Annotated in this window: 18 protein-coding genes; 14 read left to right on the forward strand and 4 right to left on the reverse strand. The window is 67.0% G+C overall.

Features of this window, described 5'->3' with window-relative positions; all coding sequences use genetic code 11:
* Positions 1-12: 12 nt before the first annotated feature.
* The 3 genes from UAA55_RS10480 to UAA55_RS10490 form a co-directional block, all read right to left on the reverse strand.
* Entirely contained in the window at positions 13-1,848 is a 1,836-nt protein-coding gene (locus UAA55_RS10480) for an ABC transporter ATP-binding protein (protein WP_322952634.1), read from the reverse strand.
* A gap of 155 nt (positions 1,849-2,003) precedes the next feature.
* Positions 2,004-2,621: a hypothetical protein gene (locus tag UAA55_RS10485; protein WP_322952635.1), complete on the reverse strand. Its 618-nt coding sequence runs from the start codon at positions 2,619-2,621 to the stop codon at positions 2,004-2,006.
* Positions 2,622-2,710: 89 nt separating this feature from the next.
* Positions 2,711-3,427, reverse strand: coding sequence for a fumarylacetoacetate hydrolase family protein (locus UAA55_RS10490; protein ID WP_322952636.1), 717 nt, complete (start codon positions 3,425-3,427; stop codon positions 2,711-2,713).
* 193 nt (positions 3,428-3,620) lie between these two features.
* Between UAA55_RS10490 and UAA55_RS10495 the strand changes: the two genes are divergently transcribed.
* The 3 genes from UAA55_RS10495 to UAA55_RS10505 all read left to right on the forward strand — a co-directional run bounded on the left by UAA55_RS10495 (position 3,621) and on the right by UAA55_RS10505 (position 5,900).
* Complete coding sequence (locus tag UAA55_RS10495) at positions 3,621-4,637, forward strand: patatin-like phospholipase family protein (RefSeq protein WP_322952637.1); 1,017 nt, start codon at positions 3,621-3,623, stop codon at positions 4,635-4,637.
* A gap of 285 nt (positions 4,638-4,922) precedes the next feature.
* Positions 4,923-5,132 carry a cold-shock protein gene (locus UAA55_RS10500; protein WP_040849967.1) on the forward strand — a complete coding sequence of 70 codons (210 nt, stop codon included), beginning with the start codon at positions 4,923-4,925 and terminating at the stop codon, positions 5,130-5,132.
* Positions 5,133-5,321: 189 nt separating this feature from the next.
* Entirely contained in the window at positions 5,322-5,900 is a 579-nt protein-coding gene (locus UAA55_RS10505; protein ID WP_322952638.1) for a MarR family winged helix-turn-helix transcriptional regulator, read from the forward strand.
* Positions 5,901-5,929: 29 nt separating this feature from the next.
* Here the strand turns inward: UAA55_RS10505 and UAA55_RS10510 are convergent, their stop codons facing one another.
* Positions 5,930-7,594, reverse strand: coding sequence for a tetratricopeptide repeat protein (locus UAA55_RS10510; protein WP_322952639.1), 1,665 nt, complete (start codon positions 7,592-7,594; stop codon positions 5,930-5,932).
* A 451-nt stretch (positions 7,595-8,045) separates the two neighbouring features.
* On the opposite strand from UAA55_RS10510, the gene UAA55_RS10515 reads away from it, so the two are divergent.
* From UAA55_RS10515 to UAA55_RS10565, 11 genes are all read left to right on the forward strand, one after another.
* Positions 8,046-8,708, forward strand: coding sequence for a flagellar hook assembly protein FlgD (locus tag UAA55_RS10515; RefSeq protein WP_322952640.1), 663 nt, complete (start codon positions 8,046-8,048; stop codon positions 8,706-8,708).
* 64 nt (positions 8,709-8,772) lie between these two features.
* Positions 8,773-10,044 (forward strand): flagellar hook protein FlgE, encoded by a 1,272-nt coding sequence (flgE, locus tag UAA55_RS10520; protein WP_322952641.1) that lies wholly within the window; start codon positions 8,773-8,775, stop codon positions 10,042-10,044.
* Positions 10,045-10,057: 13 nt separating this feature from the next.
* Entirely contained in the window at positions 10,058-10,420 is a 363-nt protein-coding gene (locus tag UAA55_RS10525) for a hypothetical protein (protein WP_322952642.1), read from the forward strand.
* On the forward strand, positions 10,417-10,941 hold the full coding sequence (locus UAA55_RS10530) for a hypothetical protein (RefSeq protein ID WP_322952643.1): 525 nt from the start codon (positions 10,417-10,419) through the stop codon (positions 10,939-10,941). Before UAA55_RS10525 ends, UAA55_RS10530 begins: the two co-directional genes overlap by 4 nt.
* Before the next feature lie 14 nt (positions 10,942-10,955).
* Complete coding sequence (gene flgK, locus UAA55_RS10535; RefSeq protein WP_322952644.1) at positions 10,956-12,692, forward strand: flagellar hook-associated protein FlgK; 1,737 nt, start codon at positions 10,956-10,958, stop codon at positions 12,690-12,692.
* A gap of 11 nt (positions 12,693-12,703) precedes the next feature.
* Positions 12,704-13,618, forward strand: a complete 915-nt coding sequence (locus UAA55_RS10540) for a flagellin (RefSeq protein WP_322952645.1) — start codon at positions 12,704-12,706, stop codon at positions 13,616-13,618.
* Positions 13,619-13,758: 140 nt separating this feature from the next.
* Positions 13,759-14,586 (forward strand): flagellin, encoded by an 828-nt coding sequence (locus UAA55_RS10545; RefSeq protein ID WP_322952646.1) that lies wholly within the window; start codon positions 13,759-13,761, stop codon positions 14,584-14,586.
* A gap of 187 nt (positions 14,587-14,773) precedes the next feature.
* A complete protein-coding gene (fliD, locus tag UAA55_RS10550) occupies positions 14,774-16,369 on the forward strand; it encodes a flagellar filament capping protein FliD (protein ID WP_322952647.1) in 1,596 nt (531 codons plus the stop codon).
* Positions 16,370-16,447: 78 nt separating this feature from the next.
* Positions 16,448-16,828 (forward strand): flagellar export chaperone FliS, encoded by a 381-nt coding sequence (locus UAA55_RS10555; protein ID WP_004273370.1) that lies wholly within the window; start codon positions 16,448-16,450, stop codon positions 16,826-16,828.
* Between the two features lie 294 nt (positions 16,829-17,122).
* Positions 17,123-17,782, forward strand: coding sequence for a sigma-70 family RNA polymerase sigma factor (locus UAA55_RS10560; RefSeq protein ID WP_322952648.1), 660 nt, complete (start codon positions 17,123-17,125; stop codon positions 17,780-17,782).
* A complete protein-coding gene (locus tag UAA55_RS10565; protein ID WP_322952649.1) occupies positions 17,772-18,194 on the forward strand; it encodes a hypothetical protein in 423 nt (140 codons plus the stop codon). The genes UAA55_RS10560 and UAA55_RS10565 overlap by 11 nt, the downstream gene beginning before the upstream one ends.
* Positions 18,195-18,285: the final 91 nt, after the last annotated feature.

Consider the following 18,285-nt stretch of genomic DNA (forward strand, 5'->3'; position numbering starts at 1 on the left):
GCGCCCATTGGCTCAGCCCGCCGCCGACAGGGCGCCGGCCGCCGTCACCGGGGCCGCGCCCAGCTCCGCCACCGCCCCGGGGCCACCGCCGGCCTGCAGGGCGTGGAAGCGGGCGTAGGCGCCGTCGAGCGCCAGCAATTCGTCGTGCGTGCCGGATTCCACCACCCGGCCGCCATCGATGACATAGATGCGGTCGGCATCGATGATGGTGGACAGGCGGTGGGCGATGACCAGGGTGGTGCGGCCCTGCTGCAAGCGGCGCAGGGCATCCTGCACCAGGCGCTCGGACTCGCTGTCCAGCGCCGAGGTCGCCTCGTCCAGCAGCAGCACGGGGGCGTTCTTCAGCATGGCGCGGGCGATGGCGATGCGCTGGCGCTGGCCGCCGGACAGCTTCACGCCGTTCTCGCCCACCTGCGTGTCATAGCCCTGAGGCAGGCCCAGGATGAAGTCGTGCGCCGCCGCCGCCTTGGCCGCCGCCTCGATCTCTTCCTGCGTGGCGCCCACGCGGCCATAGGCGATGTTGCCGCGCACGGTGTCGTCGAACAGCCCCGTCTCCTGGCTGACCAGCCCGATGGCGCTGCGCAGCGAGGCCAAAGTGACGTCGCGGATGTCCTGGCCGCCCAGGGTCACGGACCCGCCGGTGACGTCGTAGAAGCGGGGGATCAGGTTCAGGATGGTGGTCTTGCCCGACCCGCTGGACCCCACCAGCGCCACCGTCTTGCCCGCCGGCACCTCCAGCGACACGCCATCCAGGGCCACCGTGCCGTCCTGGTAGGCGAAGCGCACGTCGTTGAACCTGATGGCATGGGAGGCGACCGCCAGCTCGGCGGCGCCCGGCCGGTCGACGATGCGCGGCGGCGTATCCAGCAGTGCGAACACCCGCTCCGCCGAGGCCAGGCTGACCTGCAGCTGGGTCTGCAGCTTGGACAGGCGCTTCAGCGGCTCGAACGCCAGCAGAAAGGCGCCGGTGAAGCTGGTCAGGGTGCCGGCCGTGCTGTGCCCCGCCGCCGCCTCCAGCCCGCCATAGATGATGACACCGACGAAGATGACGCCGCTCAGCACCTCATTGATGGGGATGAGGGAGGAGGAGACGCGGAAGGACTTGTTGGTCAGCTTGCGCAAATCGTCGGCGATGCCGGCCACGCGCTGCATCTCATACTCTTCCATGCCATAGGCCTTCACATGGCGGGCGCCCTGGAAGGTCTGGGTCAGGATGCTGGCGAAGGTGCCCAGGGCCGCCTGCGTGCGCCCTGCCACCCGGCGCAGGCGCCCGGTCATGCGGCTGAGCATGAGGGTGGTGAAGGGCACAACGGTCAGCGAGATGGTGGCCAGCAGCCAATCCTGCTGGAACATCACGCCCACCAGGAAGATGAGGGTCAGCACGCTCTGGCCGTAGTTGGTCAGCACCTCCGCCGTGCCCTGGCGCACCTGGTTCACGTCGTTCACCAGGCTGGAGACCAGCTGGCCCGACGGCAGGGAGTGCAGGTAGGCCAGATCCGCCTTGATCAGGTGGTTGTAGAGCTGCTTCTGCAACGCCGCCACCAGCCGCTGGCCCACATTGTTCATCAGCACGGCCGAGAAATAGCCCGAGAAGCCGCGCACCACGAAGGTGGCGAAGACGATGACGGCGAAGGTGCGCAGATAGCCGGGGTTCTTGCCGCTCAGCACCTCATCGATCAGGGGCACCAGCTTCTGCGCCAGCACGGCGGAGCTGCCGGCGTTGATGGCGATGAGGACGCTGGCCAGCAGCACCATGCCGATGTAGGGCCGCAGGTAATTGCCGGCCAGCCGTTTCACGAGGGGCAGGGTGGCGGTGTGTCGCGGCTGGGGCTTAGGCTTCTTGGACAAGGGACCGGCGAACCTCGGACTGCGGGCACGGGCGCCCGGCACGGAAATGACGGGGCCATGCTTAGCACGAAGGCGGCCCCGCCAGCCAGAACCGGCCGGCGCGGCGCCATCCAGATCCCCGTTTCGGCGCCAGTCCCCAATGGGAGGGCTACATCTCAGGAATCAGACAATATACGTCGCCCAACCACATCCCATGTGCCGTCCCTCATTCTGAGGAAGACGATGCCGTTGCTGCCACCCAAACCCTTTATCTCTCCGACATCATAAAACACAAGAGCCTGCGTCCCTTTTTCATTTATAATTGGCGCGGCAATTCTCACTTCCAATGGCCCATAATTTGAAACATAGGGCGCGACCGTTGGCTTATATAAAGCATAACGTTCATTTCGAAGGCTGCCGATCGAGTGTGGCTTCGTGCGATCTTTTATGCAGCGCTCCGCCAATGCCCTGTGTTTTGAAGCGTACGACACATGAATTATTTCCGGGGTTGGAGCTTCCCCTTTCCAACCCAGTTTCCAGAAGTCGCTCTTCTCCCTAAGAGGAAGCGTCTTGTAGTTTTCGGGGCCAACCTTTTCCAAAACATAGGGAAAATCTGGGGCATCGTTGGCAAGAACGTCGGTCAACTGGGCCGTTCCATAGAGCGCGGCATATGCCACATCAAACTGCCTGCGACACGACTCCTTATCAGGTTGGAGAGGTCCGGCAGACGCCCAGCCGGAAAGCCCAAATACCAGCAGAAAAGCCGATGCCGATACCCACAACCGGGAAGTCATGGCCACCTCGCCAGAATTGAAATCGCCGAGGGTCGATATGCCCCCCTCGGCGAACCACAGGGTAACGGTACACCACTCACCGCCGGCGCTTACTCCCGGTCGGTGATGCGCAGCGACAGGTCGGGCAAACCGTCGATGTGGGCGGTGATGACGTCGCCCGGCACCACCGGGCCCACATTCTCCGGCGTGCCGGTGAAGATCAGGTCGCCGGGCAGCAGGGCGAAGGCCCGGGACAGGTTGGCGATCTGCTCCGCCAGCTTCCAGGTCATCTGGTCCAGGGTGGAGGACTGCTTGACCTCGCCATTCACCGCCAGGGTGATGGCGCCGGCGGCCAAGTGCCCCACCTGGGACACGGGGTGCAGCGGGCCGATGGGGGCGCTGTGGTCAAAGGCCTTGCCGATCTCCCACGGCTTCTTGATGTCGCCCATGGCGCGCTGAAGGTCGCGCCGGGTCATGTCCAGGCCCACGGCGTAACCGAAGACGTGGGTGAGCGCCTGGTCGACCGGGATGTTTCGCCCGCCCACGCCGATGGCGGCCACCAGCTCCACCTCATAATGATAGTTGCTGGTGAGCGTGGGATAAGGGTGGTCGGCGATCGTGCCCGGCATCACCACCTGCACGGCGTCGGCCGGCTTCTGGAAGAAGAACGGCGGCTCCCGCGAGGGGTCGGAGCCCATTTCGCGCGCGTGCGCCGCGTAGTTGCGCCCAATGCAATAGATGCGGTGCATGGGGAAGACGGCATCATGACCGGTCACCGGCACGGTGGGCTGCGGAACGGGGAACAGAAGCCGGGGCGCGCTGGTCATGGCCTGGTCATCCGGGCGGTGGCGAGGGGCCGCCACCATAGCAGACCGGGCCGCCGGCGCCAGCCCGGCCCCATTTCGCCCCGGGTCGGCCCCGCCCGTGCCACTTTCACCGTCTAACAGAAGCCGGTACGCTGTTCCCGCCGCATCCGCCCCCTAGATCAGTGTCGTCCCCGCCTGCAGAAAGTAGACCGTCATGCCCGACCGCCATCCTGAGCGCCACGCCCCCCGTCCCACCTTAGGCCTGGCGCTGGGCGGCGGCGTCGCCCGGGGGTGGGCCCATATCGGCGTGCTGCAGGCGCTGGCCCACCACGGCATTCATCCCGACGTGGTGGCGGGCTGTTCCATCGGCGCGCTGGTGGGCGGCGTCTACCTGGGCAACCATCTGGAGACCCTGGAACACTGGGCGCGCAACCTGACCAAGATGCGCATCCTGGGCCTGCTGGACCTGCGGCTGCGCAGCGGCGGCGGCCTGATCGGCGGCGAAAAGCTGCTGGCCGAACTGAACCAGCACATCGGCGACGCCACCTTCGATGACTTGGCCAGCCCCTTCATCACCGTGGCCACGGACCTGGCCACCGGCAAGGAGGTGTGGCTGCGCCGCGGGTCGGTGGTGGAGGCCATGCGCGCCTCCTACGCCATGCCGGGCATCTTCCCGCCGTCCCATGTCGACGGCCGCTGGCTGGTGGACGGCGCCCTGGTCGACCCCGTGCCCGTGGCCGCCTGCCGCGCCATGGGCGCCGCCATGGTGGTGGCCGTCGATCTGAACGCCGACATCATCGGCCGCACCCGGGGCCGCCATGACGGGGAGGCCGGGGCCGCCGCTCCGCCCGACGCCGCCCCCGCGACCGAGGACATGGAGGCGCCGGCCGACCCGGGGGGCGAAGCGCCGCAGAAGCATAACTTCGAATTCCTGTCGTCTTTCCTGCAATCCCGCCGCGCCCGGCCGCAGCCGCCCAAGTACGAGGGGCCCAGCATGTTCGGCGTCATGGCCACCTCGCTGGGCATCGCGCTGGACCGCATCACCCGGTCCCGCCTGGCGGGCGAGCCGCCGGACATCCACCTGAAGCCGCGCCTGGGCCATATCGGCCTCCTGGAATTCGACCGGGCGGAGGAGGCCATCGCCGAGGGCAAGGCCGTGGTGGAACGGGCCCTGCCCGAACTGCGGGAGGCGCTGCGCGTCTTCGGCATCCCGATGCGAATGGCATCTTAATATCCACCGGGTGAATGCCGACCTATCCCCCTCAGCCAAAAGGCCAAAGGTCATATACGGGACATGGTTTTCCTCATCCATCAGTACAGCCGATCAACCACTTTAAGTATTGTTCAGATTTTCTTGCTTGTCCTCGGGCCAGTTGGATTCCATGACTATGGCATCGAATTTGTCGCGGAGCCCTGCCCGGTCCACCGGTTCGCTCCCGTCACGATTTGATGCCCGCCGCCGCATACCCGCGGCCGGGCGACATTGGACCGGGAACTACCCGTCTAAGGAGACACCATGTCTATCGGCACCGTTAAGTGGTTCAACAGCACCAAGGGCTACGGCTTTATCCAGCCGGAGGATGGCACCGCCGACGTGTTCGTGCACATCAGCGCCGTCGAACAGGCGGGCCTGCGCTCGCTGAACGAAGGCCAGAAGGTCAGCTTCGACCTGCAGCACGATCCCCGCAAGGGCAAGTCGGCCGCCGGCAACCTGCGGACGCTGTGATCCTTTGGGGCCCCCTGGGCCTTCCTAGTGCCTGATGAACGACGGGCGGCCGGCCACAACCGGCCGCCCGTTTCGTTTTCCGCCCATCCCTTTGGGTATGGCGCGGCGCTATTGATCCTGGTCAATGCCGGGGTGGATCGGAGGGATCATGGTGGGGGCGTGAAAACAGTTACGTGGGGGTTCCATTCCATGCCCGACGCCCTTGCCCATTTCCGCGCCGAAGACGCCATCGCGCTGTGCGTCATCGACGTGGCCAACGCCCTGGTGCGCCACAGCGAGCCCCTGCTGGAAGAGGCCGGACTGACGGCGCCGCAGTGGACCGTGCTGATGAACGTGGCGGGTGACCGCAATTTCAACGACGGCCCCACCCAGCCGGCCAACGACCCGCATGTCGACGCCTACGCCGGCGCCGACCTGGGCCGCCAGAGCTGCATCTTCTCGTCCGAGATCGCCGCCGCCCGCGGCCTATCCCGCCCGCACATCAGTGCCACGGTGACGGAGCTGCTGCGCAAGGGCCTGATCCGGCAAGAGGACGACCCCAGCGATCGCCGCCGCAAGCTGCTATCCGCCACGCCGGAAGGCCTGGCCGTGCTGCGTCGGCTGCAGCCGCTGCGCCAGGCCGTGAACGATCTGCTGCTGGCCGACCTGGACAGCCACCAGCGCCGCACCCTGCTGGAGGCCCTGCGCATCATCCGCGACCGGTCCCGCCGGGCGGAGCATGTGCGTCCCTACGCCGACCGTCCGCACGCCCTGCGCCACGCGTCCTGAGCGGCTTGACGCCAGAGCACGCTCCGCCATCAGGCCGGGGCGTGCTTTGTTGTGCCCGGAGAAGGTTGGAGGGCACCGGCAATCTGCCGGACCATGTCCCGGATCACATCCTGGCGGTCGCGGGGGCCGGCGCGGAAGACGCGCATGGACGGGAACCAGGGGCGCGCGCCCGTCCCCAGGCACGTCACGTCCAGTTCCCCCGCCAGACGCCAGACCGGCACGCCCAGGGCGCCGGCCAGCTCACCCGTGGCGGTGGGCGCCGAGACCACCAAATCCAGGGCCGACAGCAGAGCCGCCAGCCCTTCCAGGTCATCGCGCTGGTCCAGGTCGGCAAAGTGGTGCGGGGCCAGGGGGCCCAGGGCCGCGCGCTCGGCCCCCGTGTCCCCATACATCAGCGTGATGGCGGTGACGCCCGGCAGGGCCAGCAGGGGAGCCCAGTCCACCAGCTCGGACTGGCGGCCGACGCGGCTTTCGACGGCCAGGCCGCTGCGCCAGCACAGGCCCACCTTCAGGGTGGGAGGGCCGTCATCGTCCAGATCGGCCAGGCGCCGCCGCCAGTGGGCGACCTGATCCTCCCGCGCCCGCAGATAGCCCGCCCCCGCCATGAAATCGGCCAAGTGCCCGCGCAGCAGGCCCGGCAACGAGCCCGCCGCCGCCTGGGCCACGACCCCGCCCGCCGCCGGGTCGGGCGCCATCCCCTTCCCCCGCGCCTCCGCCACCACGCCCGTCCCGGGAAAGGCACGGCTGAACAGGCCCACCAGGCGGGGGTCGCAGCGCACCACCGCCGATCCGGCGGCGGCGATGGCGGCGGTATAGCAGGTGGCGAACATCAGCTCATCGCCCAGGCCCTGTTCCCGCCAGATCAACAGGGGGCCGTCCAGGCGTTGGCCCCGCCAGGGCGGCAGGTCGGATGTGCCCCGGAAGCGCTGCGGGTCCGCGGCCAGACGGGCGCCGTAGCCCGCCCAGCCGGCGGCCAGATCACCACGCGCCAGATCCAGGTTGGCCCGGCCGAAGGCCAGGCGGGCATCACCGGGATGGGCCCGCACGCCGGCATCCCAGGCCTGGGCCGCCGCCGCCAGGTCGCCCAGCGCCTGCAAGGCCGCGGCGTGGGTATAGAGCGCCTCCGCCTGCGCCGGCTCATCGGCCAGGGCTCGGCGGCTGGCGGCCAGCGCCAGGCTGGGACGGCCTTGGGCCATGAGGATGGAGGCCAGGTTGACATGGCCGTTGATCAGGCCGGGGTTCAGGGCCAGGGCGGCGCGGGCGGCGTCCTCCGCTTCCGCCAGGCGGTCCAGCACCCGCAGCACCGCCGCCAGGTTGCTGTGACAGACGGCGTCCCGGGGTGACAGGCGCATGGCCATGCGCAGCACCGGTTCCGCCTGGGACACGCGGCCCAGGCGGCGCAGCGCCACGCCCCATAGGGTGAACAGGCCCAGGTCCGCCGCCTCCGCCGGGCCGACGGTGCCGGCGGCCAGCGCCAGGATGGGCTCCGCCTCCGCCGGCCGGTCCAGCGCCAGCAGCACGCGGCCGGCCAGCGCCAGCCAGCCGGGCGCCCGCACCCCCGCGGCCAGCGCCGGGCGGCACAGCACCCAGGCCGCATCCGCCCGTTCCGCGGCCAGCAGGGACGCCGCCGCGGCCAGGGACGGATCGTGTCCGTCGTCATTCCGCCCATCGGGGCCCGGTCGCGTCTGGCTCATGGGTATGCCGCCCCTCGTCATCGATGACCCCTCCCCTCACGCGCGGCGGCGGACAAGCCGTCGCGCGTGGAGGCGCCCGTCCACGGGTGGGCAAAAACTGCCGAGAGGCCCGGAGCGACGGCCCACCGGAAACCCCAGGATTTCTGCCATTTTTGCGAACGTTGTCACCAAAATTACCAGATAACTAGGAAAAATCTGCCGATCGGCAATACGTGACCAGTAAAATTATGCCTAGTTAAATACTCATCATCTTTACATCTGAGATCAATCAGACACCCGCAAAGCATATAAGCCGGATGATGACTTCCTGCCTTGAAACTTTTTTTTGAAACCGCCAAAAAAAGTGCGCCCGCTTCTGTGAAGGCCGGCGTTGAACCGATCGAAAGCCAATTCCGGCCCGAGGCCCCATTCCAGGACCCGGCGCATCGGCGGCGGATGGAGAGGTCGGATCATGACGACAGTCGGCAGCACCAGTTCCAGCAGCACCACGAGCACGAGCACCACCTCGTCCTCGTCGTCCTCCAGCACCTTGGGCGACTTCACGACCATGCTGACGTTGCTGCTGAAGGAACTGGAGACCCAGGATCCGACCAGCCCCATGGACACCAGCACCTTCACCACCCAGCTGGTGCAGATGTCCAGCCTGGAGGCGCAACAGGCGACCAACACCTATCTCGACGGCATCAGCAGCACGCTCAGCAGCTTCACCGGCAGCTATCCGGCCTACAGCTACCTGGGCCAGACGGTGTCGACCGACAGCGACGAGGCCCCCCTGCAGGACGGTTCCGCCATCTGGAGCTACACCCTGCCGTCCGACGCCGACAGCGTCAGCTACACGGTCAGCGACAGCAGCGGCAACGTCGTCTACTCCGGCACCGGCAGCACCAGCGCCGGCACCAACTACATCACCTGGAAGGGCACCGAGACGGATGGCGGCACCGCCACCTCGGGCACCTACACCCTGTCCATCACCGCGACCACCGACAGCGCCGCCAGCAACGTCAGCGCCTACGGCGTCGGCAAGGTCACGGGCGTCGACACCTCCACAGGTACGGCCAAGCTGACGCTGGGGAGCTATGAGATCGACATGGACGAAGTGACATCAATCATTTGACGCGAAACGCGTTTTTCGAGCTGGCGGCCGTACCGCCGTTTCTGACCCGCAAGGAAACACGGCAATGAGCATCTTCAGCGCCCTGAACACCGCCACCTCGGCCCTGTACGCCCAATCCAAGGCGTTCACCTCCATCTCCAGCAACATCTCCAACTCGTCCAGCACGGGCTACAAGGCGACCGACACGTCGTTCACCGCCCTGCTGACGGACAGCCAGACCAGTTCGGCCGACTATGGCGGCGTCACCGCCAGCACGACCCAGTCGGTCAGCAGTCAGGGCGACATCACCTCCACCGACACCACCACCAACCTGGCGTTGGATGGCAACGGCATGTTCGTGGTGAACGACGGCAGCAGCAGCCAGTCCTATTACACCCGCGACGGCAGCTTCAGCGAAGACAACAGCGGCAACCTGGTGAACACCGAGGGCTATTACCTGGAAGGCTGGGCGACCGACGACAGTGGCAACATCCTGGCCACCAACCGCAGCGACACCGCCAGCCTGGAGAAGATCAACCTCGACAACATCTCCGGCTCGCCCAAGGCGACGACCAAGGTGACCAGCAGCCTGAATCTGCCGTCCGACGCCACGGTGGGCAGCAGCTACACCACCGACACGGAGGTGTACGACAGCCTGGGCAACAGCAGCACGGTCACCATGACCTGGACCAAGACCGGCACCAACACCTGGGAGCTGGACGCCTCCAATCCCGTGTCGGCCACCGACGGGTCCACCGTCACCGGCACCAGCAGCGGCACGCCCGTCAGCCTGGTGTTCAACAGCGACGGCTCGCTGGCGTCGCCCACCACCGACATCCAGCTGAGCATCACGGGCTGGAGCAGCGGCGCCACCGACAGCACCATCACCCTGGATTACGGCGAGAACGGCGGCAGCGGCTCCATCACCCAGTACGCCAGTGGGTCTACCACCCCCAGCGTCACCACCACCGGCACGCCCAAGCAGGACGGCTACGCCAAGGGCACGCTGACCAGCGTCGACATCAACACCGACGGCAGCGTCGTCGCCAACTTCGACAACGGCCAGTCCAAGACGGTCTACAAGATCCCGGTGGCGACCTTCGCCAACGCCGATGGCCTGACCGCCGTGTCCGGCCAGACCTATGCCCAGTCAACGGCATCGGGCGCCTACTCCCTGAAGGAGGCGGGCAGCGACGGGGCCGGCACCATCGAGTCCAAGTCGCTGGAAAGTTCCAACGTCGACACATCGGACGAGCTGAGCCGCATGATCTACGCGCAGCAGGCCTATTCCGCGGCGGCCAAGGTGGTGTCCACCGCACAGGACATGATGGACACCCTGTTGCAGGCCAAGCGGTGAGGGGGAGCCGGCCATGAACCCGTACGCCCCCCTTCTCGCCCAGTCGATCCACCAGCCGGCGGCGGACAGCCCCGCCCCCGGCTCTTCCGTCTTCGACCCCACGCGCCTGGACCGCCTGCTGCGCGAGGGCAAACGTCTGAACGCCGCCGTGCGCTCCGCCCTCACGCCCGGCGTGCGGGTGGGCGGCGACATCCGCCGCGCCGCCCAGCTGGCCCTGATCGACGACCTGACCCGCTACCAGGAACGGCTGGAGCGGGCCCTGGCCGAGCTGCGACCCCTGATCGAGGCGCAGCGGCAGCGGGCCCGGGCACTGACGCTTTATTCGCGGGCTCTCAACAACGCCTACCTGCCCTCCCACCGCCGGGGTGCGCGATGACCAGCTTCCTGTCCCGCCTGTTCGCCACGCCAGCGCCTGAGCCCGCCATCACCGTGGCGGGGCCGGTGCCGGAGACGATCCCCGTCCTGCCGGCCCCGTCCCCCGGCGGCACGCAGTTCCCCGTGGCGTTGATCGAGGCCTTCACCGCCTTCCAGGCCGCAGCCAGCCAGCCGGAGGCCAGCCTGCAGCGGCGGCGTGCCATGTACGACGCCCTGAAGCACCTGCGCGAGGCGGAGGCCGTGGCCCGTGTGACCCTATCCCGTGCCGCCCAGGCCAGCGCGCAGGGTCGCGCCGCCACCGGCCAGCACTGGGCGCCGCAGCTGCAGGGCCTGATGGCGGAGATGGCGGCGCTGCAGGCCGGCATGGCGGCGGAGCTGAAGGGCCGGCGCTCGCGCCTGCAGGGCCTGTTGCACGTGACCCGCGAACGGACGCAGGACGTGCGCGGCTATTACCCGGGGCGCGGCCGCCAGGTGCGCGTCGACGCCTACCAGGCGCGCCACTGCGTGCAGTTCACCGCCTGAGAGGACGCCATCCCATGTCGCTCCGCACCGCTGGATCCATCGCCCAATCCGCCCTGACCGCGACGCAGACGGCCATCACCGTCACCAGCGCCAACACGGCCAATTCCAGCACCGACGGATACACCAAGAAGACGGCCAACCAGACCGCCGTCACCGTCAACGGCCAGGCGTCCGGGGTCAGCGTCAGCAGCGTCACGCGCGATGTGGACCAGTACCTGCTGCGCCAAGTGGTATCCTCCACCTCGGCCAACAGCCAGGCCAGCGTGATCAGCAGCTACATGAGCGATGTGGATACCGCCTACGGCACGGTATCGGGCAGCACCTCCATCGCCGACGTCATCGACACGGTGACCAGCGACCTGTCCACCCTGGCCTCGGGCAACGGCACCGACACGGACAAGGCGTCCACCGTTACCGCGCTGGAAACCATGGCCAGCACCATTGCCGAGGCATCGAGCACGGTACAGGGCCTGCGGTCCCAGGCGGACAGCGACATCGCCAGCGACGTGGATTCGGCCAACACCGCCATCACCACCATCGCCAGCCTGAACAAGCAGATCGTCGCCGCCAAGGCCGCCGGCCAATCCACCGCCGATTTGGAGGACCAGCGCGACACCCAGTTGAAGACCCTGTCCAGCTATCTGGGCGTCAGCTACACGGTGGACGACACCGGCGCCATGCAGGTGTCGACATCCTCCGGCCAGGTGCTGGTGGGCAGCACCGCCCACACCCTGAGCTACACCGCCGCCGCCAGCGTCGACGCCGGCACCACCTATCCCACGGGCTTCAGCGCGCTGAGCGTGGACGGCACCGACATCACCGGCAGCGTCAAGTCCGGCGCCATCGGCGGACTGATCACCCTGCGCGACGACACGCTGGTGGACCAGCAGGCCCGCCTGGACAACCTGGCCAGCACCCTCATCACCACGGTCAACACCGTGTCCAACCAGGGCACCAGCTATCCGGCGGCGACCTCGCTGACCGGCACGGCGACGGTCAGCGCCAGCGACAGCCTGTCGGGTACCGGTACTCTGCGCCTGGTGGCGGTGGATAGCAGCGACGACGCGGCCGCTGTGCTGGACGTCAACCTCAGCGGGGTGTCCACGGTGCAGGACCTTCTGGACACCATCAACGCCAGCGGCACCTTCACCGCCAGCATCACCAGCGACGGTCACCTGACCATCGCCGCCGCCGACAGCAGCGACGGCATCGCGGTGAACGAGATGGACAGCAGCCTGGGCGCGGGCAAAGAGGGCGCCTCGCTCTATTTCGGGCTGAACGACGTGCTGACCGGCACCGGCGCCAGCGACATCGCCGTGAACAAGAGCTTGGCCACCGACAGTTCGCTGCTGCCCACCGGCACCCTGTCGGACAGCGGCACACTGGCCGTGGGCGACAGCGCCATCACCTCGGGCGACGTCAGCACCATCACGGCGCTTGAGGATGCCTTCACCGGCACGCAGAGCTTCAGCAGCGCCGGCGGCCTGGCCAAGGCCACGACCACCCTGTCGGGCTACGCCTCCACCATCATCAGCAGTGCGGCCACCGCCGCGTCCATTGCCAGCACCAAGGCCGACACCGCCAGTTCCACCCTGGATGACGCCACCACGGCGCTCAGCTCCCAGTCCGGGGTCAGCCTGGATGAGGAGACGGCCATGGTCTCGACCCTGGAGCAAGCCTATCAGGCCGCGGCCAAGATCATGTCGACGCTGCAGGAAATGTTCACCGCCACCATCGAGATGGTCAACTGAGGGCCCCACCGATGAACCGGATATCGACCGCCGGCGCCCACAACGCCCTTGTGCAGTACATGCTGAAGAACAAATCCGCGCTGAACAGCGCGGAGGTGCAGGAATTGACCAGCGCCAAGTCCACCACGTACGCCGGCCTGTCCACCGCCGGGGGCAACGTCAAGCTGCTGGTGAATCTGGAAAGCGAGGTCAGCTATTCCAGCACCCTGATCACCAACGCCGACAACGCCGTCACCAAGATCGACGCCATCGCGTCCGACATCACCAGCATCTCCAGCATCGCCACCAGCCTGAAGACGGCCATCAGCGAGGCGATGTCCACCGACCAGACCAGTCGCGGCACCTATCAGGAAGAGGCGTCGGGCTGGCTGAAGGATGTGGCGTCCATCCTGAACGACACCTATGGCGGCCAATACCTGTTCGGCGGCAGCGACACCAACCACGCGCCGGTGGCGGTGGACAGTTCCACCTATCCCGCCCAGACCTCATCCAGCGGCGCCGACACCAGCTATTACAGCGGCAACGACACCCTGGCCACGGTGCGCCTGTCCTCCACCCAGAGTGTCAGCTACGGCGTCACCGCCGACGACCCGTCCATCGAAAAGCTGATGCGGGCCATGAGCATGATCAGCAACACCAACCCGCTGGACGACACCACCCTGACCGCCGCGCTGGATCTGGTGAACGACGCGTCCGACGGCTTGAGCGACATCGGACAAACATTGTCCGATACATCGGCCAGAATACAGGCAGCATCCAGCCATCTGTCCGATATTAATTCCTTCGCCACCACACAAAGCAGTGACCTGAAAAGTGTCGACCTTGCGGAGGTGTCAACAACGGTGACGACACTACAGACGTCATTAGAGGCGACGATGCAGGCTATTGCCGCTTCACAGAAAATGAGTCTCGCGAACTACCTGTGACGACTCAAAACTTTTCGCAAAATAGCGAAAAAAGTGCGCCCGCTTTCATCTGACCTGCCGTTGAACCGTGTGAGGGGGAGTACGGCCCGGCCGCAAAAGGCGACCGCCCCACGAACCTCTCGCCAACCACATGGAGGTCCATGATGCCTGTCGTCACCACCAACACAGCGGCGAATTCCGCCCTGCGCTACCTGAACACCAATTCCGAGGCGGAATTGTCCTCGGTTTCCAAGATCGCGTCCGGTTCCCGCATCACCAAGGCGTCGGACGACGCCGCCGGCCTGGCGGTCGGCACCAAGATCCAGTCCGACGTCACCATGCTGAACCAGGCGTCGACCAACGCCTCGAACGGCGAATCCATCCTGCAAGCGGCGGACGGCGGCATGGCCCGCATCTCCGACATCCTGCAACGTATGGAATCGCTGGCCACCGAATCCGTCTCGGGCACCGTGACGGATACGGAGCGCGGCTACATCGACGCCGAATACCAGCAGTTGACGGACGAAGTGGACAGCATCTCCACGGGCACCCGCTTCAACAGCCAGAGCCTGCTGGACGGCACCGGTTCCTGGTCCTCCGGCGTCACCTTCCTGGTGGGGACGGCGACGACGGACACGATCACCATCACCCTGACCACGGTGGACAGCAGCGCCCTGGGCCTGACCGGGTCCAGCGTGTCGACGTCCGATGGGGCCACCTCGGCCATCACCACCATCAAGTCGGCCATCAGCGCGCTGTCGACCGCCCGCGCCAAGGTGGGCGCCCAGATCTCCCGCTTCGAGTACCAGGGCGAGATGATCTCCACCTCGATCGAGAACCAAGAAGCGGCCCAGTCCGCCATCATGGATGTCGACGTGGCGTCGGAACAGACCAAGCTGTCCAACGAGGACACCCTGGTCCAGGCCGGCATCAACGCGCTGGCCAAGGCCAACCAGCTGCCGTCCGAACTGCTGAAGCTGCTGCAGTAAGGCGAGCGACGGGGGCGCCTGGAAACAGGCGCCCCCGGTTCGCGGGAAAGGCGAAGGTTAGGCCAGGGGATCGATCATGGCGGTGTCCACCATTTCCAGCAGCACGTCGAGCACATCGACGACCAGCACATCCTCCTCGGCGTCATCCGTCACGGGGCTGGATTATTCCGCCCTGGTTGCCGCGGCGGTGGCCGCGAAGGAAACCAGGGCCGACACCATCGACAGCGAAATCTCGGACAACGAGTCCAAGATCTCGGCGTACGAGGAATTCCAGACACTGCTGAACACGCTGGCGACGGCGGCGGAGGCCCTGTCCAACCCGGTCGACAGCTCCAGCACCAACCTGTTTTCCGAGCGCACGGCCTATCTGTCAGGCGGCAGCTCCTCCGTTTCCGCCAGCGACATGCTGGGCGTGTCGGTGGACGACGGCACCGCCACCGGCACCCACACCATCGTCATCAAACAATTGGCGACGGCGGAGAAGCTGGGCAGCGGCACACAGACCAGCCAGACGGGCGCCCTGAACCTGTCCGGCACCTTCACCCTGGGCCTGGCCGATGGATCCACCGCCACCATCAGCGTCGCCAGCACCGACAGCCTGAAGGACGTCGCCGCCGCCATCAACAAGCAGACCGACACCACCAATGTCTCCGCCAGCATCATCCAGGTGTCGGACAGCGCCTACGAACTGGTGCTGACGGCCAACGACACCGGCAAGGCCATAGAGTTCACCAACGACAGCAGCGGCATCATGACCTCGCTGGGTGTCACCAACAGCGACGGCAGCTACGCCGACGAGCTGACGGCGGCGCAGGGGTCGGAGCTGGAGGTGGACGGCATCGACATCGAGCGCACCAGCAACGTCATCAGCGACGTGCTCTCCGGCGTGACGCTGGACCTCTATTCCAGCGACTACGACAGCAGCACCGGCACCGGCTCCACCATCACCATGGAGCTGACGGCCAACCTGAGCGCCATCAAGAGCGGCATTTCCACCTTCGTCACGGCCTACAACGCCGTGCGCAACTTCATCTCCACCCAGCAGGCCACAGCCACCGACGGCAGCCCGGCCAGTTCCGCCGTGCTGTTCGCCGACAGCCAGGTGCGGTCCATCTCCACCGCGCTACAGAACGCCCTGAACCTGACCGACGGCACCTATTCCATCTCGTCCCTGGGCCTTTCCTTCAATAGCGACAACACCTTGGCCATCGACAGCACCACGCTGGACAGCGCGCTCAGCGACAATCTCGACGATCTTGAGACCCTCCTGGGCTTCAACTATTCGACCTCTTCCACCGAACTGTCGATGCTGCGTTCCCCCGACAGCACCGATAGCCTGAACTTCGACCTGGACATCACCATGAACGATGACGGCAGCATCGCGTCCGCCGGCGTCGGCGGCGACACGTCCCTGTTCACCATCAGCGGCACCCGCATCATCGGCAAGGATGGCACGGCATATGCAGGGATGACGCTGGTCTATTTGGGCTCCCAGAGCCAGACGGTCAGCGTCAGCACCAGCAGCGGGCTGGCCGACCTCATCTACAATACCTCGGACAACGCGGGGGACACGGACAGCGGCACCCTACAGAACCAGATCGACACCCTGACGGACTACGACACGGATCTGACCAGCAAGGCCGACGACATCCGCAGCCAGGCGGAAGCCTACGGCACCCAGCTCACGACCTATTACGCCAAGCTGGAAGCCCAGGCGCAGACGGCGGCCAACCTGCTGAAGACCCTGAAGGCGTATTCCAACGCCAGCAACAGCAGCAGTTGACACCGGCGGCCCCGCCGGCGCCAGCCGGAGGGGCATCCGGGCATCCCCTTCCCCTCCAGAGAATGGAAAAGAGCGGCCATGAACCATACCGCGTTCCAGCGTGCCTCCAGCGCCTACGGATCGGCCAAGCAGACCCTGCCCCCCCACAAGCTGGTGGAGGCGCTGCAGGACCGGGCGTTGCAGCTGTGCACCTCCGCCGAACGCCACGCCACCGCCGGCCAGTTCGACCGTTTCCACGCCGATATCGTGCATGCGATCCGCATCTACACCGGCCTGCAGGTGGTCATGACCAACCAGGTGGGCGGTCCCAGCGGCAAGGCGCTGAGCCAGTTGTACGGGGCCTTCATCCTGGCGCTGGGCCGGGCGGCCGGCGGCCGCGACGTGCCCGGCCGCGTGCGCCGCATTCAGGAACGCCTGGCGCTGCACCGGCGGCTGTGGGCTAAGCCGCCCAAAAATTGAGGGATACGCGGCCAGGTTAAGCCGTTTTGGAGAACAACCGACGGGCTTCGGCCCCGTTTAACGTACACCATCCGAAGGTCCGCGCGGGGGCGGGGGGCATCGGACGGGGCCTGGAGGGGACTGGGGACCATCCTCGGGCGAAGCGTGCTGATCCCATGAAAACCCGGGGGCGGCGGCAGCGGCCCCGGGGGCCAAGAAGAAGAGATGGCGGTGACGATGACGAGTTCCCCTTACTCACGCGGCGGTCCCGCCGGCGCGGTCCTGGACCCAGGGGCTCCAGGGGCCCCAGGGACCTTGGATACGAAGGCCCGGGACGCGGGCGCCTTGGCCACGAACGCCGCGAACAACGTGATGGTGCTGACGCCCGTCCTTGACGGCGGCGACCTGGCCAACGCCACGGACGAGACGCTGATGGCCCTGTTGAAGACGGGGAACGTCGACGCCTACCGCCTGCTGATCCGACGCTACTTCCGCCGCCTCTACGCCGTGGCCCGCCGCATCCTGCCCAACGACAGCGATGCCGAGGATGTGGTGCAGGACGCTTTCCTCCAGGTGTGGAACCACCGCGAGACCTGGCAGCCCGTCAGCGCCAAATTCACCACCTGGATCCACCGCATCGTCATCAACCGCTGTATCGATTACCGGCGGCGGCCAGCGGAAAACGCGCTGGAGTTGACCGAAGACATCATGGACGACAGTCAAAGCTTTGATGAAATCGTCCTTGAAAAGGAATTGGCGACAGTTCTGCATACAGCACGGCAACGACTTCCGGCTAGTCAGCAGGTGGCGCTGGCCCTATATTACGACCAATCGATGTCCGCCGCCGAAGTGGCGGCGGCCATGAACACCACCGTCGTGGCGGCGGAAGCCCTGCTGAAACGCGCGCGCCAGCGCCTTCGTACCGCCTTCCGCAAGACCGCCATACGGCCCCGGGATGCTTTTGATGACGCCTGAGGAACTCGACGACCTGCTGTGCCAGTACGGGGCCCAGCTTCGCGCTTGGCCGACCGGGCACCGGCAGGCGGTCGCGGCATTGCTGCTCTCCTCCCGCGAAGCCAGGGCCCGCGTGCGCGAGATGCGCCGCCTGGAACGCCTGATCGCCGAGGACGCGCCGGAGATGGTGCCGCCGCCCGGCATGCTGGAGCGGGTGGAGCGGACCTTGGTCGGCGCCGCGCTCCAGGACTGGAAGCCACCCGCGCCCCAGCCATTGCGGGCATCGGCCCGGGGCGCGCCCGCGTCCGTTTTTTTTGGGTCGCCCGGGGCGTCATCCGCCCAGCCGCCATCGTCCGCCGCCGCCAACAGCGACACGGAGCAGGCACCATCCGCCCGAGGGCGGCGGCAGGCCCCCGAACCCCATCGCGACTGATCCCCGACGCCCGGGGTGCCCCTCCGCCCGGCCCTCTCGCCACTGGCCGGTCGGTGGAATGCCCCGCCGCGTCCGGGGGGCCGTGACGGCA

The sequence above is a fragment of the Nitrospirillum guanabarense genome (assembly GCF_034653355.1).
Classification (GTDB): Bacteria; Pseudomonadota; Alphaproteobacteria; order Azospirillales; family Azospirillaceae; genus Nitrospirillum.

Coding starts and splice junctions, on each gene's coding strand:
- UAA55_RS10485 (WP_322952635.1), bottom strand. CDS start 2,621: ATGACTTCCCGGTTGTGGGTATCGGCATCGGCTTTTCTGCTGGTATTT.
- UAA55_RS10490 (WP_322952636.1), bottom strand. CDS start 3,427: ATGACCAGCGCGCCCCGGCTTCTGTTCCCCGTTCCGCAGCCCACCGTG.
- UAA55_RS10495 (WP_322952637.1), top strand. CDS start 3,621: ATGCCCGACCGCCATCCTGAGCGCCACGCCCCCCGTCCCACCTTAGGC.
- UAA55_RS10500 (WP_040849967.1), top strand. CDS start 4,923: ATGTCTATCGGCACCGTTAAGTGGTTCAACAGCACCAAGGGCTACGGC.
- UAA55_RS10505 (WP_322952638.1), top strand. CDS start 5,322: ATGCCCGACGCCCTTGCCCATTTCCGCGCCGAAGACGCCATCGCGCTG.
- UAA55_RS10510 (WP_322952639.1), bottom strand. CDS start 7,594: ATGAGCCAGACGCGACCGGGCCCCGATGGGCGGAATGACGACGGACAC.
- UAA55_RS10515 (WP_322952640.1), top strand. CDS start 8,046: ATGACGACAGTCGGCAGCACCAGTTCCAGCAGCACCACGAGCACGAGC.
- flgE (WP_322952641.1), top strand. CDS start 8,773: ATGAGCATCTTCAGCGCCCTGAACACCGCCACCTCGGCCCTGTACGCC.
- UAA55_RS10525 (WP_322952642.1), top strand. CDS start 10,058: ATGAACCCGTACGCCCCCCTTCTCGCCCAGTCGATCCACCAGCCGGCG.
- UAA55_RS10530 (WP_322952643.1), top strand. CDS start 10,417: ATGACCAGCTTCCTGTCCCGCCTGTTCGCCACGCCAGCGCCTGAGCCC.
- flgK (WP_322952644.1), top strand. CDS start 10,956: ATGTCGCTCCGCACCGCTGGATCCATCGCCCAATCCGCCCTGACCGCG.
- UAA55_RS10540 (WP_322952645.1), top strand. CDS start 12,704: ATGAACCGGATATCGACCGCCGGCGCCCACAACGCCCTTGTGCAGTAC.
- UAA55_RS10545 (WP_322952646.1), top strand. CDS start 13,759: ATGATGCCTGTCGTCACCACCAACACAGCGGCGAATTCCGCCCTGCGC.
- UAA55_RS10555 (WP_004273370.1), top strand. CDS start 16,448: ATGAACCATACCGCGTTCCAGCGTGCCTCCAGCGCCTACGGATCGGCC.
- UAA55_RS10565 (WP_322952649.1), top strand. CDS start 17,772: ATGACGCCTGAGGAACTCGACGACCTGCTGTGCCAGTACGGGGCCCAG.